Here is a 24,256-nt window from a genome sequence, read left to right as displayed (position 1 = left end):
CCCCCTAATCCTATTTTAAATTCTAGAAAAATGTTATACTTTCTTATAGAATTATCGATAATTATAGCTAAAAAAAAGCAACTTGTCACCCTTAAAAAAGATATTTATTGATTATTTATTATTTTTTAGTGCAGAAAGGAAAAAAACATAATGAATGAGCAAATGTTCGCATTAGATATTGGAACGAGATCTGTAGTAGGTCTATTAATGGAAAAAACAAATGAGCAATATCAACTAATCGATTACCATGTGATAGAGCATGGTGAACGTTCCATGCTAGATGGCCAAATACATGATGTCGTCTCTGTAGCGAAAGTTATAGAACAAGTTAAACATCATTTAGAAAAGAAGCATGATGTACAGCTAGATAAGGTTTGTGTTGCAGCTGCTGGGCGAGCCTTAAAAACGAAACGAGTTACCGTGCATAAAGAGATTATGAAACAACCATTAATGAATGACGAAGATGTCCTTTTCTTAGAATTAGAAGCTGTGCAAAAAGCACAATATCAATTAGCCTCAGGCAATGAAGAGGCAAACTATCACTATTATTGTGTCGGATATTCTGTTATTCATTACTCATTAGATGGGGAAGAAATAGGTTCATTAATTGATCAGCAAGGCGATATGGCTGAAGTAGAGATAATTGCTACTTTTTTACCAAAAGTAGTTGTTGAATCATTACTCTCTGCACTTAACCGATCTGATTTACAATTAGAAGCATTAACACTGGAACCAATTGCAGCTATTCATGTATTAATTCCACCATCAATGAGACGCTTAAATGTGGCATTAGTAGACATTGGCGCAGGTACTAGTGATATTGCCTTAACATCAGAAGGAACCGTCACAGCGTATGGAATGGTACCCAGAGCAGGTGATGAAATTACGGAGGCCATTAGTGACCAATACTTATTAGATTTTAATGAAGCAGAAGATTTCAAAAAGGAAATTACTTTACATAAACAGGCTACCGTATCTGATATTCTTGGATTTGAACAGCAAATAAGTTATGAAGAACTGGTCGAACACATTTCACCAGCAGTCGATCAATTGGCTAATTCAATTTCAGAAGAAATTATTACATTAAATGGAACAGCCCCTAAGGCAGTGATGTTAGTTGGTGGCGGCAGTCAAACGCCCGAACTCTCTGAAAAACTTGCATTGAAGCTCCAACTTCCAACAAACAGGGTTGCTATTAGAGGTGTCGATGCAATTCAGCTATTATCAAAAGATGATAATCTACCGATCGGACCTGAATTTATTACACCTATCGGCATTGCAATCGCAGCGAAACAAAATCCTGTTCACTATATTAGCGTGACTGTTAACGGACAGGTTATTCGTTTATTTGAAATGAAAGCTTTAACCGTTGCAGACTGTCTACTTGCAGCAGGCATGAATATTAAGAAACTATACGGTAAACCAGGCATGGCAGCTATCGTTGAATATAATGGGAAACAAATAACTTTACCAGGCGGATTTGGTACAGCACCTAAAATTGTTTTAAATGGTGAGGTCTCTACTATTGATGACGTTATACAAGATGGGGACGTCCTTATCATCGAGCAAGGAACAAACGGTGAGGATGCACAAATTAGTTTAGAAGAGTTTATTGGTGACACGAGTTTAATAACTGTTTATTATAACCAACAACCTTATCAAACAAAACCTAAGGTACTAGTAAATAATAAGACAGTGTTAGCTACTTACCAACTACAAGATGGGGACATCATTACATACACCGGAAAAGTGACATTAGAAGATTTCTTACAGGAACAGAAAATATCTGAGCAAGTATACGTACCCTTCACTATCTGGTTAGATGATAATAAAACGATCCTGGATGAGTATAGTAAAATATTACTTCATAACGGTAATAAAGCTTCATTAGATGGTGAGCTTAAAAACGGTGATAAATTGGAATATCAACAACAGGACAAGCCAACAGCACAACATTTATTAGAGAAATTAGCATTACATTATGAAAAACGACTTACTATCCTGTATAATCAAAAGCCGTTAACATTATCAAAAGAATTGATCAAGCTATACCGTAATGGTGAGTTAGTTTCCTTAACCGATTCAATTAATGATCAGGATAAACTTCAAATGATAAAACAAAAAGAAGAACCTTTTATTTTCCAAGACATCTTTCGCTTTATCTCACTAGATCTCTCGCAAGCTAATGGAAAAGTGGAGCTGACTAGAAATGATCATCCTGCAACATTCTTTGAAGAATTACAACCAAATGACCATATTGAAATCCATTTAGAGCATAACTAGTATGAAAAAGTTCCGCTCTAAGTTCTCGGACAATTAGAGCTAGCCTTATTCATTCTCCACTTATAAAAAAACCCGTTTCTTTTATCATCAGAAACGGGTTTTTGTGAAGTTTTAAGCGTTTGTGCTGTCTTCTTCCTCGACTGCCTTCGCTGCTTCTTCAATTGCTTGGGCAACTTCTTCTGCAGCCTTTTCAGGGTCGATATCTTTATTAATTTTATCTTGAATTGTAGCACTTGTTTCTTTTAATTTATTCGTTAAATCATAGGATTTTTCTGTTACCACTTGACCTAATTGTTGAGATTGTTCTTTCGCATATTTTGTCCATTCGTTACCTTTTTCGTATGCAACATCTTTCCATTCATTTGCACGGTCTTTTACATAGTGTGCACCTTGATTCAAATCACTTCTTAGTTCTTTACCTGACTTAGGAGCAAAAATTAATGCTAAAGACGCACCTACAATTCCCCCAATTAATGAGCCGATTAAAAAGTCTTTACTATTAATATTTTGCCCGTTATCATTTTGATTTTCGTATGTCATTTCTCAGTCCTCCTAGTAAATTTTCTTATTTATTTTTATTTCTTTTAAACATTTCCAATACTACCGTTGTCCACTTAATCGCCTCAGCAGTTGTTTCTTTGTTTTCATCTGCAATCTTATTAACTGATTGTGAGACAGTACGGATAGAGTTACTAAAGGTTTTGACACTATCACCAATATTTTTCACACCGTCTACTACAGTATTTAGTTTTGTTGTCTTTTCATTAATATCTTCTGCAAGCTTATTGGTTTTATTAAGTAATGCAGTCGTTTCTACTGTAATACCTTCCATCTGTTTTTCTAATCCTTCTAGAGTATCTGCGACATGTGACATGGTACGCCTTGTTTCCACTAGAACTTTTACTAAAAAGAAAACTAATACAGCAAAGGCAACTGCTGCAATGATTGCTGCAAGGTATAAAAGAATTTCCATTCGAGTCGACACTCCTTTATTATGTACTACAAAAATTTATCTGATAATTATGGTATACCCTATACTCCATATTCTAAACAAGATATTGACAAAATGCACGTGAAAAGAGAAGAATTTTCAGAAAAGTAGTAGCTATCACTTTATTCTTCATTAAACTAATGAGCCCAAACACAAATCCGAACATCATTATCTGTAGACTTATCGCTTCGGCAAAACACTTTTTCTTAGTGCAATAGAAATCTATGTGTTTTGCCTACGCTAAGCCAGATTGTTCGGACACGCTATACTAATTATTTAGTTATATAGCCTTTCATATGACCTAATGAAGGTGGTCATACTTATTGCATAATTATTTCGTATGCTTCTTGGTATTTTTGAATATCTCCAGCACCCATAAATACTAACACACTTTCTGGGTGATTCTCTAATACTTGAATGTTTTCAAGCGTTAGTAGCTGGCTATTATCAATAAGTTGTTTCAAGTCATCAATCGATAAATTCGCTTGTGACTCCCTTGCAGAACCAAAAATATCACATAAATAGACAGAATCAGCTTCTGACAATGCTTCACTAAACTCATTCATGAATGTGCTTGTTCTGGAATACGTATGTGGTTGAAAAATTGCAACAACCTCTTTGTTTGTATATTTCTTACGAGCTGCTTCAATCGTTGCAGCGACCTCTTTTGGATGGTGCGCATAATCATCAATTAACACTTGTTTACCGATTGTCTTCTCCGAAAATCTTCTTTTAACCCCTTTAAAAGATACAATTTCTTTAATTTGGTCTGCTGTAAAATCTTCATAATGACAAATCGTAATAACAGCAAGTGCATTTAAGATATTATGAGTACCATATGATGTAATTTGAAATGTATCGTAAAAATTATTACGAACAAACACATCAAATGTTGTACCATTTTCATCTTCATAAATATTTTTTGCACAAAAATCATTACTCTCATTTAGTCCATAATAAAGTACTGGGACTTTTGCTTGAATGGATTGTAAATACTCATCATCACCACAAGCTACAATACCTTTTTTCACATTGTCCGCCATTTCCTGAAATGATGAAAAGACATCTTCAACATCTTTAAAATAATCAGGGTGATCAAAGTCAATGTTAGTCATAATGGCATAATCAGGCTGATACGCTAAAAAGTGACGTCGATATTCACAAGCTTCAAAAGCAAAATATTTGCTTTCTTCTGCTCCCTTACCAGTTCCATCACCAATTAAATAAGAAATCGGGGATGCATGATCAAGTACGTGTGCCAATAATCCTGTCGTTGATGTCTTACCATGTGCACCGGTTACGGCAATACTTGTATATTGGTTAAGCCATTTTCCTAAGAAATCATGATAACGATAGAAAGGTAAACCTAACTCTTTCGCTTTTTTGATTTCTTCATGGTCATCCTTAAAGGCATTACCTGCAATAATCGTTAAACCTTCTTTAATATTATCCGCAGAAAACGGTAAAACCGGGATATTCTTATTTTCTAGCGCATCTTGTGTAAATATATGTTTCTCAATATCAGAACCCTGTACTTGTTTACCAGAGTCTGCAAGTATCTGTGCCAAAGCACTCATTCCTGTTCCTTTAATACCAATAAAATGGTAAATTTCCATAAAAAAGAACCTCCAAAATCAATGATAAAAATGTATTACGGTATTTATCGCCCATAATATCTCCCAAACTCTTGTCATAAGAGAAGGAGCAATCGACTAGTTAATCAAGTATACTAATTTAAACACCCAAATATAGGTGGTCTTTTGTTTTTACTAATAGGCATTTTTTCTATGCATGAATAATTTTATAACACAAATAATAATGTTCTAACAAAATAAAGGATGTGTCAACCCCTTTATTACTTTTAGGTAAAAAGCACATTATTTATGCCATTATATACACAAACATCACGAAATGTTATTCTCTAGTATTAAAAAATCCTTAATACATGTTGATAAACACTAACCTTTTGATATGATATCTTGCTTACTTGCAAGCACTTCTCTCTGTTTACTTCCATTTTGTCCAGAAATAATACCATTATCCTCCATCATATCAATTAATCTCGCTGCACGATTGTAACCAATCTTGAATCGACGCTGTAATAATGAAGCACTTGCTCCGTTATAATCAAACACAAAATCAACCGCTTCTTGATATAATTCATCTGCTTCTTCACTCGATGTCACTTGCTGAATTAATTGCTCCTGCTCAAACAAATAATTAGGACTAGCAGTTTGCTTCACATAATTAGTAATGCGCTCTATTTCATCATCTGAAACGAAAGCACCTTGAATACGTTTCGTTTCACCAGAACCATTTTCCACAAATAGCATATCACCTTTACCTAATAATTTCTCTGCACCATTCGTATCTAAAATCGTTCTTGAGTCAACTTGTGATGATACACTAAAAGCAATTCTAGTTGGGATGTTTGCTTTAATTAAACCTGTAATAACATCAACAGACGGTCTTTGAGTAGCTATAAGCAAGTGTATGCCACATGCCCTTGCTTTTTGGGCAATTCTACAAATAGCATCCTCTACATCTTGTGGCGATGTCATCATCAAGTCGGCCAACTCATCAATTACAATGACAATGTAAGGCATATGATCATCCTGACGATTTTGCTTGTTCATTTTTTCATTATAGCGGTTAATGTCACGTGCGCCTTCTTTTACAAACTTAGCATACCTATCTTCCATTTCTTGCACAGCCCATTTTAATGCCGCAGTGGCTGCTTTCACATCAGTAATAACTGGTGATACTAAGTGTGGAATATCATTATAAGGGGTTAATTCAACCATTTTCGGGTCAATTAACAGAAATTTCACTTCATCATAATTAGCTTTATACAATAGACTAATTAAGATCGTATTAATACAAACACTTTTCCCAGATCCTGTTGCCCCAGCAATTAGTCCATGCGGCATCTTCTTCAAATCTGTCACAACAGACTCACCTTCTATATCTGATCCTAGCGCAACACTAAGTGGTGATTCATTATCCTGAAAGCTACTACTCTCAAGCGTCTGTTGTAAAAAGACTGGTTCAGAATCTAGATTAGGAACTTCAATACCAATCGTGTTTTTTCCAGGTATTGGTGCTTCGATTCGAACATCTTTAGCAGCTAAATTCAACTTTATATCATCACTTAAATTTTTTATTTTACTAACCTTCACACCTGGCTCTGGTTGAATCTCAAATCTTGTAACTGAAGGTCCTTGCGTTTTGTCTACTACTTTTGCTTTTATATTAAAATAACGTAAAGTTGTTTGTAATTTTTCCGCTTGTTCATTTATCCAATCTTCATGATTATGCTCCGTTTGTACAACATCATTAAGTAAATGGATTGGAACAGATCGCTGAGGCTGTTTAGGTTGTTCCACTTTATTTAGTGTTTTTGGTTCATCTTTTTCATTTTCAACATAGTTGCGTTTCTCATTAACTACATGTTGTCCTTTCTCCACCTGAGCTGATTGCTTCTTAAATTGTTTCCATTTATCACGTGGTGTCATCATTACATTCAACGGTTTTGTTTTTCCTGTACGCTCTTGTTTCACTTGTTTTCTCTCTGAAACAACTTTTGATACTTCTACTTTCGTGCTAGAAGGTGATTTTTCATCCATATCTGGCGGAAGCTGGCCTGTCATAATATCTTCTTCCTGTTTAGGTTCCTCCTCTTTCACTTGAGGAGTAGTTGTTGGTAGTTGCTCTTGTTTTTGTTTAGGTTTACGTTTCACGGTTACATTGTCTAACGAAACATGTTTGTCACGATCTTCTACCCTATTACTCTTTTCTTCTACTTTAGGAATTGATCGTTTACGGAATCCATGTACTGGCGATGGTATATCTCTTGCTTTAAATGGCTCCCGATTCGTTTCAATGGTTTGCTTCTCCACCGGTTCTTCAGGCTCATTCACTTGTTCTTCTTGGTAGACTGGTTTTCTTTTTATAATTGTATCAACCTTGTTTGTTTTCGGATATTGATATGCGATTTTCGTTTCTAATGATTTATGCTGAGATCTATTTGGCGGTTTAATGGTTTCTTTTGATTCACTTTCCTCATCAAATAGATGTTCCCATTTCTTTTTAATATTTTTCCACATCGTACGTTCACACTCACTTCCTCATTTATCACGTTGCTAATCGTCCGATTTCAAAGGTGCTGTATTCTAAAGGCTTGTTCAGACGCTAACACCTTGATATGTTTGTCACGACACAAACCACCTATTTAAAACAATCCAATAGCAGGCGGAACGTTCGGATCCATCTCATTGTTATGTACGATTATTTCATCAGCTTTCCATTCCTTATTCTATCATGAAAAAGCATTATGTAATAGATACAAATTTCACGCCATTCAAAAGTCCTATTTTAGAATAAATCAAAGGCAAGAAAAAACCTCTGTCCGAAGACAAAGGTTCTAGAATTGGAACTCAGTACCTACTGCAGTCTCAGCAGGTAATACATAAATTCCTTTTTCTTTTGGGGCGTTTGGTAAACCTAGTTCCTTTTGTGAACAAATCATCCCGTGTGAAGCTACACCTCTTAATTTTGTTGGTTTGATTTCCATACCACTTGGCATAACCGCTCCAACTTTTGCAACGACAACCTTTTGGTCCTTGTCCACATTTGGTGCACCACAAACAATTTGTAATTGTTCATCACCAACATCTACTTGACAAACACGTAATTTGTCAGCATTCTCGTGTGGCTGAATATCACTTACATAACCTACAACAAATTTTGGTGTTAAATCTAGATCTAAAGAATCAGTTAATTGGTTTTGCGCAAATACTGATTTCATGGTATCTAACATTTGCTCTGTTAATTTAATCTTACCTGTTGGCAATTCAGAAAAGTAGTTAGATGCATGGAAAATATTATAGCCTACAAGTTCATTAGACGCTTCGTCCAATATTTTCACAACATCTCCATATGATTCATGCTTCACTTTTTCACTATTTTTGATCGGGAATAATAAAACATCGCCAATACCTTTTTCGTTGTAGTATACAAACATCTTTTCTTTTTCCTCTCTTATTCTTTTGGTTTATTTTTTGCTAAAATAAAGATAGGCTCTAAATGCTTATCTTCATATATGAATGGTAATGATGTGATTGGTACACGACCTTCAGCAAAAAACTTCATCGTCATCTGTGCCATAATATCATAACCAGTTTCATTTTTCATATCTGCCACAATTAATACGTCTTGGTGCGGCACCGCAACGACAACCTCACCAACGGCATTTGCCTTCATTTCTTCTAGAAATGCTTCATTTAATATTCGACTTGCATCATAGCCATCTTGAGGAGCTATAAAATAAAAATCATTACCGGCTACCGTATCTTTACGAGGGGAAACAGGTAAAGATCGAATATTAAATAATGAAATTTCCTTCAAACGATCTATGGACCAACCTTGTTCTTCTAGCATTTTTTCGTCAATTAGCTGATAGGTTGTACCTAAATCGAGTGCATAGTAAACATTCGTTTCTGCAGTATGCTTCGTATAAACTAAGCGTGTACCTGCTTTAGTTTTCTTAGGAAACGAGGTTGCACGTATCACAGGAAAAATACTTTTCTCTTGTCCTTCTAATTGATGTTCTTCACGCATCATATTTAAAGATTCACTTATATGAAACTGTAGCTCTTCTAATGCAATATCGCCTCTTCTTTCATGTTTAGCAATAACATTGGGGATATTTATCGTGACACCCTGTTTCGTATCTTTCCATTCAATACGATACGTATCTTCATCCCTATTAAAAGAAACGCGCCACTCTTCATTTGTAAATAATTCATCTAGTTTTCTTTTCATTTTTATGGAAGTCATTTTCATTATATCCATCCTCCTCTTGCGGAAGAAAACGCTAATTCGTATTGTAACATTTTTTCTATCAATTGGACAATAAGCAACACTTACGACAACATATTTAACACTGTCTAAAAGCGAGAGCTTCACGCGGAGTTAGGCTTTCTTCCGTTCTGTTGATGATGAGCAGTAACAGACCACTCCAGCAAAACACTACGCGTTCCTAGGGTACTGCTTCAGCTAACTTTTCAACCGCTCTTGTTGAAAAGTTAGTTGAAGACAAGCCCGTGCATAGAAAACACTATGAAAGCGGTCTGTGCTTGAATAGATGTTGAACTTGTGCCCCGAGGGTGAAAGCGGAGTATTCTGACGTAGCGATTGCCTACCACTCACTAGAAGTAATAGAGGTGAGCGCATTTCATGAAGTAGCTAACATGTATCAGTACGGACTATCGCTTTTGGACAGTATAGGTGAAAGTGTAATAATAGGGGGATACTTGTGTGACAGGTTCATGCTTCCTTGTAGCCAATTAAAATCCGAACTCCTGGAGTTTCATTAGTACTATCGCATAATGTTCACTCAAAAGTTCGGATACTTATGTTATTTGCTTTTTTATTTACGCTCGCCAGCTTACGCTAAGCCTTCAATAAAGTTTTCAATTTCTTCTTGTGTTTTTCTATCTTTACTTACGAAGCGGCCAAGTTCATTTCCATTTTCATAAGCTAAAAAGCTTGGAATACCGAAAATGTCATTGTTAATACAAATATCGATAAATTCATCTCTATCAACATAAACAAATTGATACTCACTATATTTATTTTCAATTTCAGGTAATACCGGTTCAATCACACGGCAATCTGGACACCAATCTGCTGAGAAAAGAAAGATCACTTTTTCTTCATTTTTCAACTGCTCAAATTCTTGTTCTGATTGTAATGTTTTCATCTTATATTCCTCCACTTTCTTCATATTCTAAGGAGATAGCTATATCCATCATATCTTGTATGTTTTCAGTCAATTCATCTCTATTACTTAAGGTCGTAACCTTCACACCACCTACACCAATTTGGATCTCAAACTGATCAGCTTGCTCGACAATATATATATACCCGAATCGGTCTTGATTTTCAAATGATGTTAACCATTCGTCATCATTCGCTTCTCTAGCTATCTCATAGTTCACTTTGCTTTTTGCTGATTCAAGTGAATTGTAAAATACAATATACACTTTATCTGCTTTTGTCAACAATATATTACTGTTGGACTGATCGTCTATCTCAAATCCTTCCGGTATATACAAGGATAAACTATCTAGTTTCTCATTTGGTTGTTTTGCATTCTGCTGAAATTGCTGTTCAGCCTCTTCTATTGCTCCTGACAGGACTTCTTCGATCGGTGGCTTTTTTGTATAAATACTTATTACTATAACAAAAATAGCTAATAAGCTTATAACAACCCAACCGCTTTTCTCCATTTTCATATCGATCCTCCTGATAACATAGTGCTAATTATCCTTTATTAGTATAATACTCCTTTAGGAAGAATGCATGTATTTCGCTCGGAATGTAACGATTTTTGTAGAATAGATGGAATCATTCAAAAAGTGAACCCAGATAAGATTACGAATAGATAAAAAACTTGGCGTTCACAAAAGAATGCCAAGTTTTTTATTAAGAATGTTTTCTAAAATAACTTAATTGGCCTGCTAATAGTTCTACAACATGTGCAAACATTGTTTGTCGTGAAATGTACGTATCAGTAAAAATTCCAATAGCTCCTTGATGATGACGGATATCGTTAATTTGGGTCCATTCACGCATTACGTCACCGAGTTCACGTTTGGCTAATTGTTGCGCTACTTCATCTGGTAAAGGAATTCTAGCACCACTAGCAACAAACAATTGCTCTTCTGGTGTGACAAGCGCACCCCAGTTACACAAATATACTTGCTCACCTAATTGCATCACTCCACCTTCAAGGCCAATCCCATAGCTGTTATTTTCTAAGTTCCTAGACGATCTTGCTCTGTTAATTGCGCCATGCATCGTTTCATCATCTGACTTTGGTTGAGCAGCTACTTCTGACTCGACGTCTCTCGCCAATACAATCGCATCCGTAAAAGTTTGCTGTACGGCATGTAGTTTTGCTTGATTATGAGAACCAACGATTATCTTCATTTTTACCCGTTTTGGCGAATCTTGTCAACCGTATTTTGGTCTGTGCTCTTCACAAGCTTCACTAACAATTCTTTTGCTGCTTGATAATCATCGACATGAATAATCGATGCATGTGTATGGATATAACGTGAACAAATACCAACAACCGCAGAAGGTACACCGTGATTAGAAAGATGGACACTTCCTGCATCTGTACCACCTTGAGAAATAAAGTATTGATACGGAATATTATTACCTTCTGCCGTATCCAATACGAAGTCTCTAATTCCGTGGTGTGTAATCATTGAGCGGTCGAAGATTCTAAGTAACGCTCCTTTACCAAGCTGACCAAATTCTTGATTATTTCCAGACATATCATTGGCTGGTGAAGCATCTAATGCATAGAAGATATCTGGATTAATCATATTTGCTGCCACTTTTGCTCCACGAAGACCTACTTCTTCTTGAACGGTTGCACCTGAATAAAGCTCATTAGGAAGTGTCTCCCCTTGTAGTTCTTTTAATAACTCAATGGATAAACCACAGCCATAACGATTATCCCATGATTTCGCCAAAATTTTCTTTTCATTTGCCATTGGTGTAAATTCTGAGACAGGAATAATGGATTGACCCGGCTTAATTCCCATACTTAATGCATCTTCACGATCATCTGCGCCAACATCAATTAACATATTCTTCTGTTCCATTGGTTTCGCACGTTCTGCTGGTGTTAAGTTATGTGGAGGTATGGACCCAACAACACCTATAATTTTTCTTTCATCTGTATGTATTTCTACTCGCTGAGATAATAATACTTGTGACCACCAGCCACCTAATGGTTGAAAACGAATCATGCCGTTATCCGTAATTTGTGTTACCATAAACGCCACTTCATCCATATGACCTGCTACAAGCACACGAGGTCCTTGGCCTTTTTTCACACCGAAAACACCACCAAGTCGATCTTGTACAATTTCATCAGCATATTTGTTTAATTCTTGTTTCATAAAATTTCTTACTGCATGTTCATTACCTGGTGCACCAGGTAATTCTGTTAGTGTACGGAAAAGATCTAACGTTTCCTGTTTCATTTATTTTCATCCTTTCTTGAATACCTATTCCACCTTTTCACTATATCATTTTTACCTATTCATCAAAAGCATCTTAGCTTTTCACTTGCTTTTTTTCTAATATTATCCTTAAGATGGAAGTAGTAAATTTTTCTTTAACTTATCAATGGATGGAGTGAAATGATGAAAAAGAAAAATGTATTCATAATTGCAGGTATTGCGTTTGCCCTAGGGTATTTATTAAAACAAACACAAAATGAAAAGCAACGAATCAAACCTGAAAAGGCCTTGAAATCAGTGAAAGATCGTTTAGAAAAGCAGTTTAATGTTAGCGGATCCTGGATTTATATGAAGGCTGAACCATTTAGAAAAAATGGTTTTGAATATGAAGCATATCATGGTGGCATAACCAAACATACCGATGGAAAATATATTCCGTACGAATTTTACATTGACGCATACAGCGGGACAGTAATTGATATGTTTCCACAACATAAAGAACAAATGAATACAGCTCTTTGAAACTACCCCCACTTAACCTCCTTTCAGAATGTTTGAAGTGGGGGATTCTTGGGAACAGAGCGTACTTGTTAGTGTATTTCTTCCCTAACAGCGATTTCTCTTTTTTACCAAGCTATCCCCGTAGGTCCTACGGTTTTATTGATTGTTTAAACCAGAAGTAATGACTCGTAATCCTTCGGCTAGAATATTTTTACTCGCATTGACATCTCGATCATGATGCGTATGACAAGCTGGACAAGTCCATTCCCTTATATCTAGCGACTTCTTACCATCGTGGTGTCCACAAGTAGAACATAGTTGACTGGACGGAAACCATCTACTTATTTTCACGATCGCTTTGCCATACCAAGCAGCTTTGTATGTTAGTTTGGATACGAAGCTTGACCATGATACGTCTGAAATGGACTTCGCTAGTTTATGATTGTGCAACATTCCTTCTGTGTGCAAGTCTTCGATACAGATCACATCGTGGTTTTGGGTGATGTCTGTACTTAACTTGTCCAAGAAGTCATTACGTTGATTCGTTACTTTTTCATACAATCTTGCTACTTTACGTTTTTGTTTCTGATAGTTTTTGGCATCAAGTAGGTTGACTCCGTTATTTTTCGCATGGAGAGCACGTCTGGATAGTTTGCGTTGTTCTCGTTTTAATTTCTTTTCCATTTTAGCGGTGAAGCGATGATTATCCTCTTTTTGACCATCAGAAAAAATCGCAAAGTCTGTGATACCTAAGTCAATTCCGATTGCTGATGCTGTTTTTTCTAATGGTTGTACGTCAGTTTCTGCAAGGATAGAGATGAAATAGTTTCCGCTTGGATTACATCTAATCGTGGCACTTAGTATCTGCCCTTCGACTTCTCGACTTTTGGCAAAGCGAACGAACCCCAACTTAGGTAGTTTGATTTTGTTCTCTTCAATGGAGATATTTCCGTTTGTCTGCTTGGTTGTGTAGGATTGAACAGGATGTTTTTTCGACTTGAATCGTGGCGCTTTATTTTGCTTTTTAAAGAATCTAGAAAAGGCATCTGAGAGGTTTTTCAAAGAGGTTTGAAGGGCAATGCTGTCTACTTCTTTTAACCAGCTTAATTGTTTTTTCAACGGAGGTAATTGAGCAGAACAAGCGTTATACGTCAGTCCTTTTCCTGTTTCTTTGTACGTATCGTTCCATTTTGCTAAAAAATAGTTGAAGACAAAACGAGAACAGCCGATGGTTTTCGCAAGCTGTCTTTTCTGTTCTTTCGTTGGATAGATACGGAATTTGTGGGCTTTTTTAACGAGCATTGCTTTCACCTCTTTCTGTATCACGATGCATCTATTATACCATATTTTGCATGGAGGATAGAGCATTTTAGAGGGGGAAAAGAAAGAGTATAGGCACTTGAATAGCCGTACAATCGAGGTGGCGATTCATCTCCCACCTACTCATTTCTCATTCCTTGAGGCGGGAGTCTTCTCGCCTAGTGATGATAAAGCAAGACTTATCAGAGCGTTAACGTCCGTTTATCCCCCGTCTTCGCTTCCTCGTTTTTACTCGAACCTTGAAGTGGGAATTCTACGGACTCATGTACCCGTGATAAATAAACAAAACCCGAACTCTGTTAACGATGAAACAGGTTCGGGTTTATTGATTCTTTATAACATAACGTTCTATAAATTATTGTGGGAATGTAACTCGGCATCGGTAAATTGGTTGACCTTTTGCGGAGAATTTTTCCTCATATTCCGTCATAACATTAGTAGGATCTTCTGCCGCATGTAAGTCGACATTAATCTCTTCCACTGTACAGCCAAATTGTGAAAAACTAACTACTGAATATTCAAATAATCCTCGATTATCTGTTTTCAATACTAATTCCCCATCAGGTTTTAGTATATGTTTGTATCGTGCCAAAAAGGCTTCGTAAGTCAATCTTCTTTTTTCATGTCTATTCTTTGGCCATGGATCAGAGAAATTCAAATAAATTTGGTCTACTTCATTCTCTTCAAATATGTCCAAAAGGTCTTCTGCATTTTCATTGATCAATGTCACATTAGGTGAGCCCGCTTCTTTTACTTTCTCTACCGCAGACACAATAATGCTTTTCACCACTTCTATCCCTACAAAATGTACTTCAGGATACTGCGCAGCCATCCCTCTAATAAACTGCCCCTTTCCCGTTCCTATTTCAACGTGTAAAGGTTTTTCATCTGTAATTTCTTCTTGCCATTTTCCTTTGTATTCAGCAGCACCTAATTTAACAACATCATCATTTTCCTTCAAATAATCTTCTGCCCAAGGTTTATGTCGTGCTCTCATCTGTTTTGCTCCTTTGAAAGAGTTTTTATATTCATTCGTTTTTCCATATTCTTCATCGTCATACATGAAATTGGCTTTTGCTAATTATCAGCAAAAGCCATCTATATTTATTCTGTATAGTATTGTCTATTTTAGAACATGCTAATAGTAAAGGTGGGAGATAACTTATGGCATTAACTATTAATAACCAGTTAGAGCTACTTCATGATCTTTTAAGTTTACATGCTGAAGAGCAATGTGGTAGTGCTTCAGAGTGTGAACAAATATCCAGACTAATAAAAGTGCTGGGCAATCAACCACAATTTCAACATACTGATCTAGCTCAACTAACTGATGCTATTGATCAATACGGAATAGCTGGAGCTACTTCAACTAATATTGATAACCATATACAAATGCATCAATCAGATATACAGCAATGGTTACAAGTTATTAAAGACTCCAATCGTTAACCTGATGAAGAAGCTGATTTAACTCCATTAAATGAGTGTCGGCTTCTTTTCTTTTCGTTTGCTTCTCCGCAACCACATAAGAAATGATTTCATCAATAATTAAATACCAATGCATTCTTTGCATGAAATATTTACTGTTTTCCATTCCATATTTTTCAAGCCATTGATCCCATTCATGCTTTGGTATATAAGATTGGAGGATCCTACCAATATCCATAGCTGGGTCACCTACACGAGCATTATCCCAATCGATTAAATATAACTCACCATTATCAGATAGCATCCAATTGTGATGGTTTAAATCACAATGACACACTACCTGTTGATCGTAATATACATCTAATAAACGTTTCTCAAGAAATTTAATTGCCTTAAAAATCGTCAGCGATTCTCGTGCTTCTTTACTTCCTAGTACAACTTTCTTCGCTCTTACTAACATTTGATCCGGTGTAATCGTCGTTCTCTCGATTCGTAATAACATATCTAATAGTTCAGAGGAATGGTGTATTTTACTTAGTAATCGTGCTACTTTAGGGTGCTGCATTTCTTCGACATTTAAGGCTTTTCCATCTAACCATTGCTGTGCTGTTACTACATCACCGTTCTCAAGGCGTTTTGTCCATACTAATTTAGGCACAATTCCTTGCGCAGATAAAACAGCCAAAAATGGAGACGAATTTCGTTTTAAAAATAATTTTTTCTGTTCAGATTGGGCAACATAAGCCGCACCAGTTGATCCACCAGCAGGTATAATCGTCCAATCTTCACCTAGAATGTTTTTCACAGCTGTCACCCTCAATTCCTCCTGAAAATCTCTTAACCTCTTTATCTTTAAAAAGGGAATAGTAATAATAGATTAACGCAAAATATGGGGTAATTTCAAGTAAAAATTTAAATTCCGACAAAAAAATATTGTTTTTTGTTAAAACGAGAAAGAATCTCCCGAATCAGCTTGTTTCCATTCTGGCCTTTTAACAGCAATCGATTCACTATGTTTTAGTAATGCTTCTGCAACTTTTAATTGCAAATGTTTAAGTGGAGTAAAGAGCTGTTGTTTTTCTTTTAACCATTCTTCATGCTTATTACTACCTATATACTTTGTATGATACGGCTCTGATTGATAATCAATCACATTCGTACGTGATAAAATAACCTTGTTAATCGGAAATTCTAATTGATATTTTTTTAATACACTTTGAATTACCTTTTCTGTACGTTTCACACTAATTAACGGGTTTAGTATTTTCGATTGAATTTGATTATCTTCTACATACCAAAGTCTTGAATCATTCGGAATAATCACTTGGTTACTCGGCTTTTCTATAAGTGTAATAATTTCAATTCCTAATGGACTAATTAAAATAATATCCCCTTCTAACGGCCCATTCTTTAATTGAAAAACAGGGCGATACATAAGTAAATGTGTGTCTGGTATTCGTTGAAGGAAATACTTAAGCAAGAAATCTCGCTCATATCTCCTATCAATAAAAGACATTTCGTTAATAGTAGTAGATGCCCATTTTAATTGGAAAGGAAATAGTGTATCTAAAAAATAATGTTTTAATTCCTCTTCTGAACTCGGTAAAATATCTACATTTACTTTATCCGCTTCTTCTTCATTTATATTAACTGACTCTACACCTGTACGTTTTTTAAATAAAGAACGCCATTTCGAAAAATTAGTTTGCTTTAGCTCCTCTTCATTTTCCATTGTGAGTTTTAACTCTAGCTGTTCTTCCCAGAGGATCTTTAAACGATCCCAATTTTCTTTTTTTAACCGTGAATATTGACTTGGATAATGAAAAGTATCACGTTGGTAGCGTGATATATAGTTATCTAACTTAATTAATTGAGCCATAGCTGTCACCTCACTTTAATTGATAATGTCGCCATACTTGGTACTTTTGCTGTTTATCCGGATGGATTTCATAAATCACGATACTATTTACGTTTGTAAGGTGTTCACCTGTCGGATAATGAAGGATATCTAGGTCCGTTAGGGGGTGATCACTAGACCACTTTTTGCCCAATGTAATATGTGGCCTAAATGGGCGCTTATCAATCGGTACATACCTTTCAACTATTTGAATAATATCAGCATGCAATTGTATTAACAAAGGTGTCTTCTCCACACCAACCCATAATACACGTGGTTTGTTTGCTAACCCAAATGTTGATAATCCAACTAGTTTTAGTGGAAATGATTGGTTAGTTAACTGTTTTAATTCTTCTCCAATTGTATGTAAAAGAGAAGATTCTACCGCTCCAAAAAAATGCAAGGTAATATGAAAGTCCTCTTCCTCTACCCAATTTTTAAAATGAAAATGATGTTTTATTGCTTGTTGATTATCATATAACCATTTTTTTGTTTTCGCATCTAATTCAATCGCTATAAAATAATGTTTTTGTTTTTGATTCATTTCATTATCCTTTCTTCCATCTTGCAAATGTAACAATTTCATTACGATGAAATCGTTAACGTTAAAAGAAGTTTAAATAATTTGTAAATTCAGAGCAATTTGTAGAAAATATCTAAAATTAAGTGTAAAATATAAGTACATCATGAATATACTTTACCAAGGTTTAACTGAAAACTTTGAAGGAGTGATTTTTTGAGTCAATCAACCACCCGCATGCTAACTCGTGTTAAGGATGTCTACCTGTTTATTAAAGAGAATGGACCAGTAACGACGAGTCAAATAGCAGAAGAGTTTGGCATTACGGATCGCACAGTACAACGAGATTTACATTTGCTAGCATACAATGGACTTGTTAACAGTCCAAATCGGGGACGTTGGAAAATCACAAAGAGAAAAGTAAAGATTTCATAATATAAAGCACGAAAATACATCTTTAGCCAGTATTATAGCAATACTGGCATTTTATTTGTCTTGCAATGACTTCCATTCTTGCTCTGTTAATTCACGATAATCACCAAGTTTCAACTGTTCATCTAATAATAAAGTTCCCATTGACAAACGCTTTAAGTATGTAACTTTATTATTTACTGCTTCAAACATTCTTTTTATTTGGTGAAACTTACCTTCTGTTATCGTTATTTCCACTATCTTATCATCTATAATCTTTAACTTAGCTGGCTTTGTTACATAACCATCATCCAATGTTACTCCTTCTTTAAATCGCTCCACATCACTTTCGGAAACATGCTTTTCCACCTCCGCTAAATATCTTTTATCAACATGTTTTTTAGGTGATAAAAGCTCATGGGCTAATTGACCATCGTTTGTTAATAATAGTAACCCTTCTGTATCCTTATCCAATCGTCCAACAGGAAAAGGTTCTAACACCTTATCCTGTTGTTTGATCAGATCCAAAACAGTCTTCTGTTTATCATCTTCTGTAGCAGAAAGATAACCGGCTGGTTTATGCAACATAATGTATATAAATTCTTGATAAGATATAACTGTATCATCTAATTTTACTTGGTCTACATTTGGGTCAATGTGCATTTCACGTTTTACTGCTATTTGATCATTTACCGTAACACGCTTCTTTTTAATTAACTCTTTCACTTCTTTCCTACTGCCATGACCCATATTAACCAAAAATTTATCTAAACGAATCAGAGACATCTCCCTTCTATCTTCGTATGATTCGATCTAATATAGCGATTCGACGCCCTGTAATCTTTTCAAATAACGTAGAGGCGTACCCAAGGTATAGATAGACACCGCCACCTAAAACAACTCCGATTATCATCATAAGAATAGCATCTGTTCTACTTGTATGAACATCCAAGAATAAACCTAAGACATATTTAACAAGTAGCAAAACAATAGACATTGCTATAGTAAATATCAACATTAACAATGATAACTTATAAAACTTCCGGAAGCTAAAGTTAATCGTTCTTTTAATTTGCCAAAGGTTAAGTAGTACTGCGATACCACTTGCTATAAATGTCACAATGACCGCACCTTTTGCCTCAAACAGTTGAATAAACAATGAATTGAACAATACTTTAATAAGTATTCCTACCGATAAACTTATTAAAGTAAATTTTTGTTTCTCTATCCCTTGTAAAATAGATGAAGTTACTGTAAAGAAAGCAAATGTCAATGCAGCTGGTGCATACCAAGTAAAGACTTCAGCAGTTATATGGAGATCTTGTATCCCAAACAAACTACCATAGATAGAATCCCCGAGGAGAAGTAATCCGAATACAGCTGGTAAAACAAAAAACATAATAATTTGTAACGATTGGTTGATTTGCGCTTTTACTTTCTCCATTTTATTATCATTAAAAGCATTAGTAATCTCAGGAATGAGGGCAAGTGACATCCCCGTCGCGATAGTAACAGGAATAATGATTAATTTATGCCCTTGTGCAGTAAAAGCTGAGTAAGTAATGGCAGATATATCATTTAATCCTATTTTAGCCATTGCGTGACTAAACGTAAATTGATCAATCAATTGATATAAAGGAATTGCAATCCCTACTAAAACAAACGGACCGGAATATCGGAACAATTCTTTTAATAGAATAGAAATTGGTATGTTCACCTTATTTGTCTGTTTTTCGATATTTTCATCTAGATGGCTTTTTCTTTTTTTCCAATAGAAGCCAAGAACGATCCAAGACGCAATCCCACCTATAACAGCAGCAAACGTTGCAAATCCAATAGCTGATGTTCTATCACCTTTCATCACATATAAAATGATAAAAACACCTAAGAGTAAAGCGACAATCCTAACAACCTGCTCAATAACTTGAGAAACGGCTGTAGGCCCCATAGATTTGTTTCCTTGGAAAAAGCCTCGCATTATAGCCATACTCGGAATGATAAGTAAAGCAAAACTAAGTATTTGAATAACATATTTCACTTCTTCAATTGAAATACCTTTCGCATTTTCATCCCAAGACCTAGCTGCAATAAAATCCGCTCCAAAGTACATAACGAGAAAAGCAATAACACCCATAATCAACATTATTATCGAGCCGATCTTTAATATTCTTCTACTCGTGTAATAATCACCTAACAAATTATATTTAGAAACAAATTTTGATACGGCAAGTGGTATTCCTACGGTAGATAGACTTAGTAATATTGTATATGGCGTATAAGCCATCTGATACAGCGACATTCCAGTTGCGCCTACCATGTTCGTAAAAGGAATAACATAAATCATTCCTAAGAATTTTGATAAAAAACTAGCTCCTGTAAGTAGAAGGGTTCCTCGTAAAAAGTTGTTTGAACTTGACATGCTTTCACCTTTATTCTTTAAAATATATAACGTTATTATTTTACCACAGCACTTTGCAGAATGTTATGCATTTCGACAGATAATTTGTGAATTTGAGCAAACTAGGATAAAATTTGACTACAAAGAAATTAGTGCGGAAGGAAGAATGTTAAAGATGATCGATGTAACTATTATAGGTGGAGGACCGGCTGGTCTAATGGCGGCAATTGCTGCAGCAGAACAAGGAGCAAAAACAATGCTGATTGATAAAGGAAATAAACTTGGAAAAAAACTAGCTATTTCCGGCGGTGGTCGCTGTAATGTAACGAACCGATTACCTGCAGATGAAGTAATTAAACATATACCAGGAAATGGCCGCTTTCTTTATAGCGCGTTTTCCATTTTTGATAATTATGATATTATCGACTTTTTTGAAGGTCTTGGTGTGCCACTAAAAGAAGAAGATCATGGAAGAATGTTTCCTGTCAGTGATAAAGCAAGTGACGTTGTCAATGCATTATTAAACAGATTAGACGAGCTACAAGTTATAGTTAAAAAGAATACAGTAGTCCAAGCAATTGACTATAGAGAAGATTCACACCAAGTTATCCTCGAGGGTGAACCAAACATTGCAACAAAGACAATTATTATTGCTGCTGGAGGGAAAGCAGTTCCACATACAGGTTCTACTGGTGACGCTTTTCCGTGGGCAAAGAAAGCTGGACACACAATAACAGAATTATATCCAACTGAAGTACCGATCATTTCAAATGAAGCGTTTATTCGTCAAAAAACATTACAGGGAACGGCATTACGTGATATTGCTTTATCCGTATATGATAATAAAGGGAAAAAAATCATTACCCATCAAATGGATATGCTTTTTACTCATTTTGGTGTATCTGGTCCGGCTGTTTTAAGATGCTCACAATTTATCGTTAAATTGTTCATGCAAGGACAAGAACAAGTAGAATTACAAATTGATACACATCCAAACGAATCATTTGATCAGCTTTTTACAAATGTCGCAAGACTAATCGAGGAAAACCCGAAAAAGTCCTTTAAAAATGTTGCGAAAGGCATTGTACCTGAAAGATATTTAGACTTTTTATTAGACCGAAATGACATTAGCCAAACACTCAAATGTGCAAATATTTCCCGGGAAAAGCTAGAAAGTTTTATCAAAGATCTAAAAGGTTTTTCTTTCCATGTACACGAAAGTCTTCCATTGAAGAAAGCTTTTGTAACAGGCGGAGGTGTGTCAATTAAAGAAGTAGTGCCAAATACAATGCAATCAAAATTAATGCATGGTCTTTATTTTTGTGGAGAAGTGCTAGATATTCATGGATATACAGGCGGATATAATATTACCTCTGCACTAGTTACCGGAAGAGTATCTGGTATGCATGCAGCTTGGGAAAGTCAAAGTTAATTGATATATACACATAACCCCCATTTGATTTGCATAATCAAATGGGGGTCCTTTATTACATATTTTCTTTTAACTTAGATTGATATAATTTTTTCGATAGTAACTGTTGGGCAATTAAAAATAGCCCCCCTACTGCCCAATATAGAGGTAAGGCTGCTGGTGCAGCGAAAGAAACAACACCAATCATTACTGGTGAGATTAATCCAAAAATAGCCATTTGTTTTTGTTGACTTGGCTCCATTCCAATTTGTGATACACGAAACTGAACATAATAAATCAAAGCTGCGATAAACGGCATAATCATATCACTCTGACCAAGATTAAACCAAAGAAAGTTATGCTGAGCAATTTCTGGGGTAGATCTGATTGCATAATAAAAACCGATTAGAATTGGAAATTGGATAATCATCGGCAGACATCCCATAGATGCAATTGGATTAAAATGATGCTTTTGATATAATTCAAGCGTTTCTTGTTGCATTTTTCTTTGTGACTCTGCATCTTTTTTATCTTTATATTTCGCTTGAATAGCTTCCATTTCCGGTTTTATAACCTTCATTTTATCTCTTGTTTCAAAGCTTCTCTTCATTTGCTTAAGCATTAATGGCATTAAAGCTAATCGAACAATTAAGGTCACTACCACAATAGATAGACCATAGTTGTCACCTAGTACAGAAGCAACCACTTTAATGATATGAGAAAATGTTAAAACAAAGTATTTATCAAAAAATCCTGCCGTTTCGGGATCAATTGGTTCACCCGAAGCTGCTTGACAACCAGATAAAAGAAAAATAGCTAAAATACCAAGTCCAATATAACGATATTTTTTAATGAAAGTGAATACAGATTGCATGTTTCTCCTCCTCGTTTAAATACAATTGATTGATTGAACGAGAAGGATTGATTGTCTTCATCATCTGGACTATCTTTGCTTTTCATTTTGTTCGTGAGCCAACTTTGGATACTTATCCACTGCCAAACTATCACCACTTTCTGCTTCAAGTGTTGATAAAAGGAATAATCATGATAGTTAATGATTTTTTCATTGGCTGCTAACTGATATTGGTTCATATGGAACAAGCCGTAAGAACAAATCAATAAAAGGCAAAACGTTAGGTAAATATAGAGTGGGTGCAAACTATAATTCAATTCCCCAATCATTTCTAATAGCATCTGTATTCACCTCCATTTCATTAAAAATTATTAGTCTCTCACTATAATGATACATTTACTTGCAAAAGTCAAAGGATGATGTAAAATACGTAATTGATTACTATTTATTGAATGGGTAGAGCAATTTAAAGCGCTCACAAACTACTAACATTTGTTCACTGAATGATTGGTTGATTGTCAGTAACTCCCTTGCAAAGAACGCTTCATGTACATCTTTCCAATATTGTAAACTACGATCTCCTTCTCCTTCTAAATACGCATGCTCTGATGAGATTTGATCAAAAGGTATCACATCTACTACTGTAGTTTGTACAATAGCGACAGGTTCATCTTGACCGTCTAGGATGATATTATATTGCCCCACCTCAGGAAGCTGATCGTTTTCTGCTTGATACATAGCATAAGCAGAAGCTGTAGCCGTCTTTTTTCCTTCTAACACAAGTTGGGCTAACTCTGTTGCTAGTTCTGGGTTATCACCAAAGGGCCATGCTTCATACGTATCAGAAGTCGTAGTATGTAATTGTTTGAAGTTATTCCAATATTTTTCTATTTTATTCAAATTCATGTTCCCCGCCTCCAAACATTTTCAATTTGTTCATTTGTATATTTATATAGAAAAAGCTTCCTAGTCAAAAGACTGAGAAGCTTTGGTTGCCTGGCAACGTCCTACTCTCGCAGGGGCGTAAGCCCCAACTACCATGGGCGCTGGAGAGCTTAACTACTGTGTTCGGCATGGGAACAGGTGTGACCTCTCCGCTATCGCCACCAGACTATATAAATGTTAGGAATATACCCTAAAAACTAGATAAGAATGTATCAACAAGTTCAAACGTAAAGATATAGTTAAGTCCTCGATCG

At 35.5% G+C, this 24,256-nt stretch carries 25 protein-coding genes and 1 rRNA gene; 5 read left to right on the top strand and 21 right to left on the bottom strand.

The annotated features are described in order from the left end of the window. Nucleotides 1-150 precede the first annotated feature (150 nt). Complete coding sequence (locus SH601_RS16080; RefSeq protein WP_319959355.1) at nucleotides 151-2,283, top strand: cell division protein FtsA; 2,133 nt, start codon at nucleotides 151-153, stop codon at nucleotides 2,281-2,283. Nucleotides 2,284-2,394: 111 nt separating this feature from the next. On the opposite strand, the gene SH601_RS16075 is transcribed toward SH601_RS16080, so the two are convergent. The 10 genes from SH601_RS16075 to SH601_RS16030 form a co-directional block, all read right to left on the bottom strand. Continuing rightward, nucleotides 2,395-2,823 carry a YtxH domain-containing protein gene (locus SH601_RS16075; RefSeq protein ID WP_319959354.1) on the bottom strand — a complete coding sequence of 143 codons (429 nt, stop codon included), beginning with the start codon at nucleotides 2,821-2,823 and terminating at the stop codon, nucleotides 2,395-2,397. A gap of 25 nt (nucleotides 2,824-2,848) precedes the next feature. Beyond that, a complete protein-coding gene (locus tag SH601_RS16070) occupies nucleotides 2,849-3,256 on the bottom strand; it encodes a DUF948 domain-containing protein (protein WP_319959353.1) in 408 nt (135 codons plus the stop codon). Nucleotides 3,257-3,594: 338 nt separating this feature from the next. Then, on the bottom strand, nucleotides 3,595-4,890 hold the full coding sequence (murC, locus tag SH601_RS16065) for a UDP-N-acetylmuramate--L-alanine ligase (protein ID WP_319959352.1): 1,296 nt from the start codon (nucleotides 4,888-4,890) through the stop codon (nucleotides 3,595-3,597). A 342-nt stretch (nucleotides 4,891-5,232) separates the two neighbouring features. Next, nucleotides 5,233-7,380, bottom strand: a complete 2,148-nt coding sequence (locus tag SH601_RS16060; protein WP_319959351.1) for a DNA translocase FtsK — start codon at nucleotides 7,378-7,380, stop codon at nucleotides 5,233-5,235. A 317-nt stretch (nucleotides 7,381-7,697) separates the two neighbouring features. Then, nucleotides 7,698-8,297, bottom strand: coding sequence for a YtpR family tRNA-binding protein (gene ytpR, locus SH601_RS16055; protein WP_319959350.1), 600 nt, complete (start codon nucleotides 8,295-8,297; stop codon nucleotides 7,698-7,700). A 17-nt stretch (nucleotides 8,298-8,314) separates the two neighbouring features. Further along, the gene (locus tag SH601_RS16050) at nucleotides 8,315-9,118 is read right to left on the bottom strand and encodes a DUF1444 domain-containing protein (protein ID WP_319959349.1); all 804 of its coding nucleotides are present in this window, start codon (nucleotides 9,116-9,118) and stop codon (nucleotides 8,315-8,317) included. A 604-nt stretch (nucleotides 9,119-9,722) separates the two neighbouring features. Next, the gene (locus SH601_RS16045) at nucleotides 9,723-10,037 is read right to left on the bottom strand and encodes a thioredoxin family protein (protein WP_319959348.1); all 315 of its coding nucleotides are present in this window, start codon (nucleotides 10,035-10,037) and stop codon (nucleotides 9,723-9,725) included. A gap of 1 nt (nucleotide 10,038) precedes the next feature. Beyond that, a complete protein-coding gene (locus SH601_RS16040; protein ID WP_319959347.1) occupies nucleotides 10,039-10,572 on the bottom strand; it encodes a hypothetical protein in 534 nt (177 codons plus the stop codon). 190 nt (nucleotides 10,573-10,762) lie between these two features. After that, nucleotides 10,763-11,269, bottom strand: a complete 507-nt coding sequence (locus SH601_RS16035; protein ID WP_319959346.1) for a DUF84 family protein — start codon at nucleotides 11,267-11,269, stop codon at nucleotides 10,763-10,765. A 2-nt stretch (nucleotides 11,270-11,271) separates the two neighbouring features. Then, the gene (locus SH601_RS16030; protein ID WP_319959345.1) at nucleotides 11,272-12,339 is read right to left on the bottom strand and encodes a M42 family metallopeptidase; all 1,068 of its coding nucleotides are present in this window, start codon (nucleotides 12,337-12,339) and stop codon (nucleotides 11,272-11,274) included. 162 nt (nucleotides 12,340-12,501) lie between these two features. On the opposite strand from SH601_RS16030, the gene SH601_RS16025 reads away from it, so the two are divergent. Continuing rightward, nucleotides 12,502-12,840, top strand: a complete 339-nt coding sequence (locus tag SH601_RS16025) for a PepSY domain-containing protein (protein WP_319959344.1) — start codon at nucleotides 12,502-12,504, stop codon at nucleotides 12,838-12,840. Between the two features lie 135 nt (nucleotides 12,841-12,975). Here SH601_RS16025 and tnpB read toward each other — a convergent pair whose 3' ends face one another. Next, entirely contained in the window at nucleotides 12,976-14,121 is a 1,146-nt protein-coding gene (gene tnpB, locus SH601_RS16020; RefSeq protein WP_319959343.1) for an IS200/IS605 family element RNA-guided endonuclease TnpB, read from the bottom strand. Nucleotides 14,122-14,494: 373 nt separating this feature from the next. Further along, entirely contained in the window at nucleotides 14,495-15,136 is a 642-nt protein-coding gene (gene trmB, locus SH601_RS16015; protein ID WP_319959341.1) for a tRNA (guanosine(46)-N7)-methyltransferase TrmB, read from the bottom strand. 167 nt (nucleotides 15,137-15,303) lie between these two features. Between trmB and SH601_RS16010 the strand changes: the two genes are divergently transcribed. Beyond that, nucleotides 15,304-15,588 (top strand): YtzH-like family protein, encoded by a 285-nt coding sequence (locus SH601_RS16010; protein WP_319959340.1) that lies wholly within the window; start codon nucleotides 15,304-15,306, stop codon nucleotides 15,586-15,588. On the opposite strand, the gene SH601_RS16005 is transcribed toward SH601_RS16010, so the two are convergent. From SH601_RS16005 to thpR, 3 genes are all read right to left on the bottom strand, one after another. Next, nucleotides 15,569-16,381 (bottom strand): phosphotransferase family protein, encoded by an 813-nt coding sequence (locus SH601_RS16005; RefSeq protein ID WP_319959339.1) that lies wholly within the window; start codon nucleotides 16,379-16,381, stop codon nucleotides 15,569-15,571. The genes SH601_RS16010 and SH601_RS16005 overlap by 20 nt on opposite strands. A 129-nt stretch (nucleotides 16,382-16,510) precedes the next feature. Next, a complete protein-coding gene (locus SH601_RS16000) occupies nucleotides 16,511-17,446 on the bottom strand; it encodes an NERD domain-containing protein (protein WP_319959338.1) in 936 nt (311 codons plus the stop codon). Nucleotides 17,447-17,456: 10 nt separating this feature from the next. Beyond that, entirely contained in the window at nucleotides 17,457-18,008 is a 552-nt protein-coding gene (gene thpR / locus SH601_RS15995; protein ID WP_319959337.1) for an RNA 2',3'-cyclic phosphodiesterase, read from the bottom strand. 192 nt (nucleotides 18,009-18,200) lie between these two features. On the opposite strand from thpR, the gene SH601_RS15990 reads away from it, so the two are divergent. After that, nucleotides 18,201-18,419, top strand: coding sequence for a helix-turn-helix domain-containing protein (locus tag SH601_RS15990; protein ID WP_319959336.1), 219 nt, complete (start codon nucleotides 18,201-18,203; stop codon nucleotides 18,417-18,419). A gap of 51 nt (nucleotides 18,420-18,470) precedes the next feature. Here SH601_RS15990 and SH601_RS15985 read toward each other — a convergent pair whose 3' ends face one another. Beyond that, nucleotides 18,471-19,172 (bottom strand): pseudouridine synthase, encoded by a 702-nt coding sequence (locus SH601_RS15985; protein WP_319959377.1) that lies wholly within the window; start codon nucleotides 19,170-19,172, stop codon nucleotides 18,471-18,473. Nucleotides 19,173-19,188: 16 nt separating this feature from the next. Next, a complete protein-coding gene (locus SH601_RS15980) occupies nucleotides 19,189-20,814 on the bottom strand; it encodes a putative polysaccharide biosynthesis protein (RefSeq protein WP_319959335.1) in 1,626 nt (541 codons plus the stop codon). A gap of 154 nt (nucleotides 20,815-20,968) precedes the next feature. On the opposite strand from SH601_RS15980, the gene SH601_RS15975 reads away from it, so the two are divergent. Continuing rightward, nucleotides 20,969-22,225 carry a BaiN/RdsA family NAD(P)/FAD-dependent oxidoreductase gene (locus SH601_RS15975; RefSeq protein ID WP_319959334.1) on the top strand — a complete coding sequence of 419 codons (1,257 nt, stop codon included), beginning with the start codon at nucleotides 20,969-20,971 and terminating at the stop codon, nucleotides 22,223-22,225. A 55-nt stretch (nucleotides 22,226-22,280) separates the two neighbouring features. Here the strand turns inward: SH601_RS15975 and yidC are convergent, their stop codons facing one another. The 4 genes from yidC to rrf all read right to left on the bottom strand — a co-directional run bounded on the left by yidC (nucleotide 22,281) and on the right by rrf (nucleotide 24,168). Further along, nucleotides 22,281-23,078, bottom strand: coding sequence for a membrane protein insertase YidC (gene yidC / locus SH601_RS15970; protein ID WP_319959333.1), 798 nt, complete (start codon nucleotides 23,076-23,078; stop codon nucleotides 22,281-22,283). Next, on the bottom strand, nucleotides 23,021-23,398 hold the full coding sequence (locus SH601_RS15965; protein ID WP_319959332.1) for a hypothetical protein: 378 nt from the start codon (nucleotides 23,396-23,398) through the stop codon (nucleotides 23,021-23,023). The genes yidC and SH601_RS15965 overlap by 58 nt, the downstream gene beginning before the upstream one ends. A gap of 100 nt (nucleotides 23,399-23,498) precedes the next feature. Continuing rightward, a complete protein-coding gene (locus tag SH601_RS15960) occupies nucleotides 23,499-23,963 on the bottom strand; it encodes an ASCH domain-containing protein (protein WP_319959331.1) in 465 nt (154 codons plus the stop codon). Between the two features lie 88 nt (nucleotides 23,964-24,051). Beyond that, nucleotides 24,052-24,168 (bottom strand): 5S ribosomal RNA (gene rrf, locus SH601_RS15955). Nucleotides 24,169-24,256 lie beyond the last annotated feature (88 nt).

It is taken from the genome of Gracilibacillus pellucidus, assembly GCF_033949965.1.
Taxonomy (GTDB): Bacteria; Bacillota; Bacilli; order Bacillales; family Amphibacillaceae; genus Gracilibacillus; species Gracilibacillus pellucidus.
Note: the sequence above shows the minus strand (reverse complement) of the source record. Positions and strands in the feature narration are given on the sequence as shown.

Excerpts from the sequence above, each read along its gene's own strand:
- trmB (WP_319959341.1), bottom strand. The coding sequence starts at position 15,136 with ATGAGAGCACGACATAAACCTTGGGCAGAAGATTATTTGAAGGAAAAT.
- SH601_RS16080 (WP_319959355.1), top strand. The coding sequence starts at position 151 with ATGAATGAGCAAATGTTCGCATTAGATATTGGAACGAGATCTGTAGTA.
- SH601_RS15975 (WP_319959334.1), top strand. The coding sequence starts at position 20,969 with ATGATCGATGTAACTATTATAGGTGGAGGACCGGCTGGTCTAATGGCG.
- SH601_RS16000 (WP_319959338.1), bottom strand. The coding sequence starts at position 17,446 with ATGGCTCAATTAATTAAGTTAGATAACTATATATCACGCTACCAACGT.
- yidC (WP_319959333.1), bottom strand. The coding sequence starts at position 23,078 with ATGCAATCTGTATTCACTTTCATTAAAAAATATCGTTATATTGGACTT.
- thpR (WP_319959337.1), bottom strand. The coding sequence starts at position 18,008 with ATGAATCAAAAACAAAAACATTATTTTATAGCGATTGAATTAGATGCG.
- SH601_RS16030 (WP_319959345.1), bottom strand. The coding sequence starts at position 12,339 with ATGAAACAGGAAACGTTAGATCTTTTCCGTACACTAACAGAATTACCT.
- SH601_RS16075 (WP_319959354.1), bottom strand. The coding sequence starts at position 2,823 with ATGACATACGAAAATCAAAATGATAACGGGCAAAATATTAATAGTAAA.
- SH601_RS16070 (WP_319959353.1), bottom strand. The coding sequence starts at position 3,256 with ATGGAAATTCTTTTATACCTTGCAGCAATCATTGCAGCAGTTGCCTTT.
- ytpR (WP_319959350.1), bottom strand. The coding sequence starts at position 8,297 with ATGTTTGTATACTACAACGAAAAAGGTATTGGCGATGTTTTATTATTC.
- SH601_RS16050 (WP_319959349.1), bottom strand. The coding sequence starts at position 9,118 with ATGAAAATGACTTCCATAAAAATGAAAAGAAAACTAGATGAATTATTT.
- SH601_RS16025 (WP_319959344.1), top strand. The coding sequence starts at position 12,502 with ATGAAAAAGAAAAATGTATTCATAATTGCAGGTATTGCGTTTGCCCTA.
- SH601_RS16040 (WP_319959347.1), bottom strand. The coding sequence starts at position 10,572 with ATGAAAATGGAGAAAAGCGGTTGGGTTGTTATAAGCTTATTAGCTATT.
- SH601_RS15980 (WP_319959335.1), bottom strand. The coding sequence starts at position 20,814 with ATGTCAAGTTCAAACAACTTTTTACGAGGAACCCTTCTACTTACAGGA.
- murC (WP_319959352.1), bottom strand. The coding sequence starts at position 4,890 with ATGGAAATTTACCATTTTATTGGTATTAAAGGAACAGGAATGAGTGCT.
- SH601_RS15960 (WP_319959331.1), bottom strand. The coding sequence starts at position 23,963 with ATGAATTTGAATAAAATAGAAAAATATTGGAATAACTTCAAACAATTA.
- SH601_RS16060 (WP_319959351.1), bottom strand. The coding sequence starts at position 7,380 with ATGTGGAAAAATATTAAAAAGAAATGGGAACATCTATTTGATGAGGAA.
- SH601_RS16035 (WP_319959346.1), bottom strand. The coding sequence starts at position 11,269 with ATGAAGATAATCGTTGGTTCTCATAATCAAGCAAAACTACATGCCGTA.
- SH601_RS16010 (WP_319959340.1), top strand. The coding sequence starts at position 15,304 with ATGGCATTAACTATTAATAACCAGTTAGAGCTACTTCATGATCTTTTA.
- tnpB (WP_319959343.1), bottom strand. The coding sequence starts at position 14,121 with ATGCTCGTTAAAAAAGCCCACAAATTCCGTATCTATCCAACGAAAGAA.
- SH601_RS16045 (WP_319959348.1), bottom strand. The coding sequence starts at position 10,037 with ATGAAAACATTACAATCAGAACAAGAATTTGAGCAGTTGAAAAATGAA.
- SH601_RS15965 (WP_319959332.1), bottom strand. The coding sequence starts at position 23,398 with ATGCTATTAGAAATGATTGGGGAATTGAATTATAGTTTGCACCCACTC.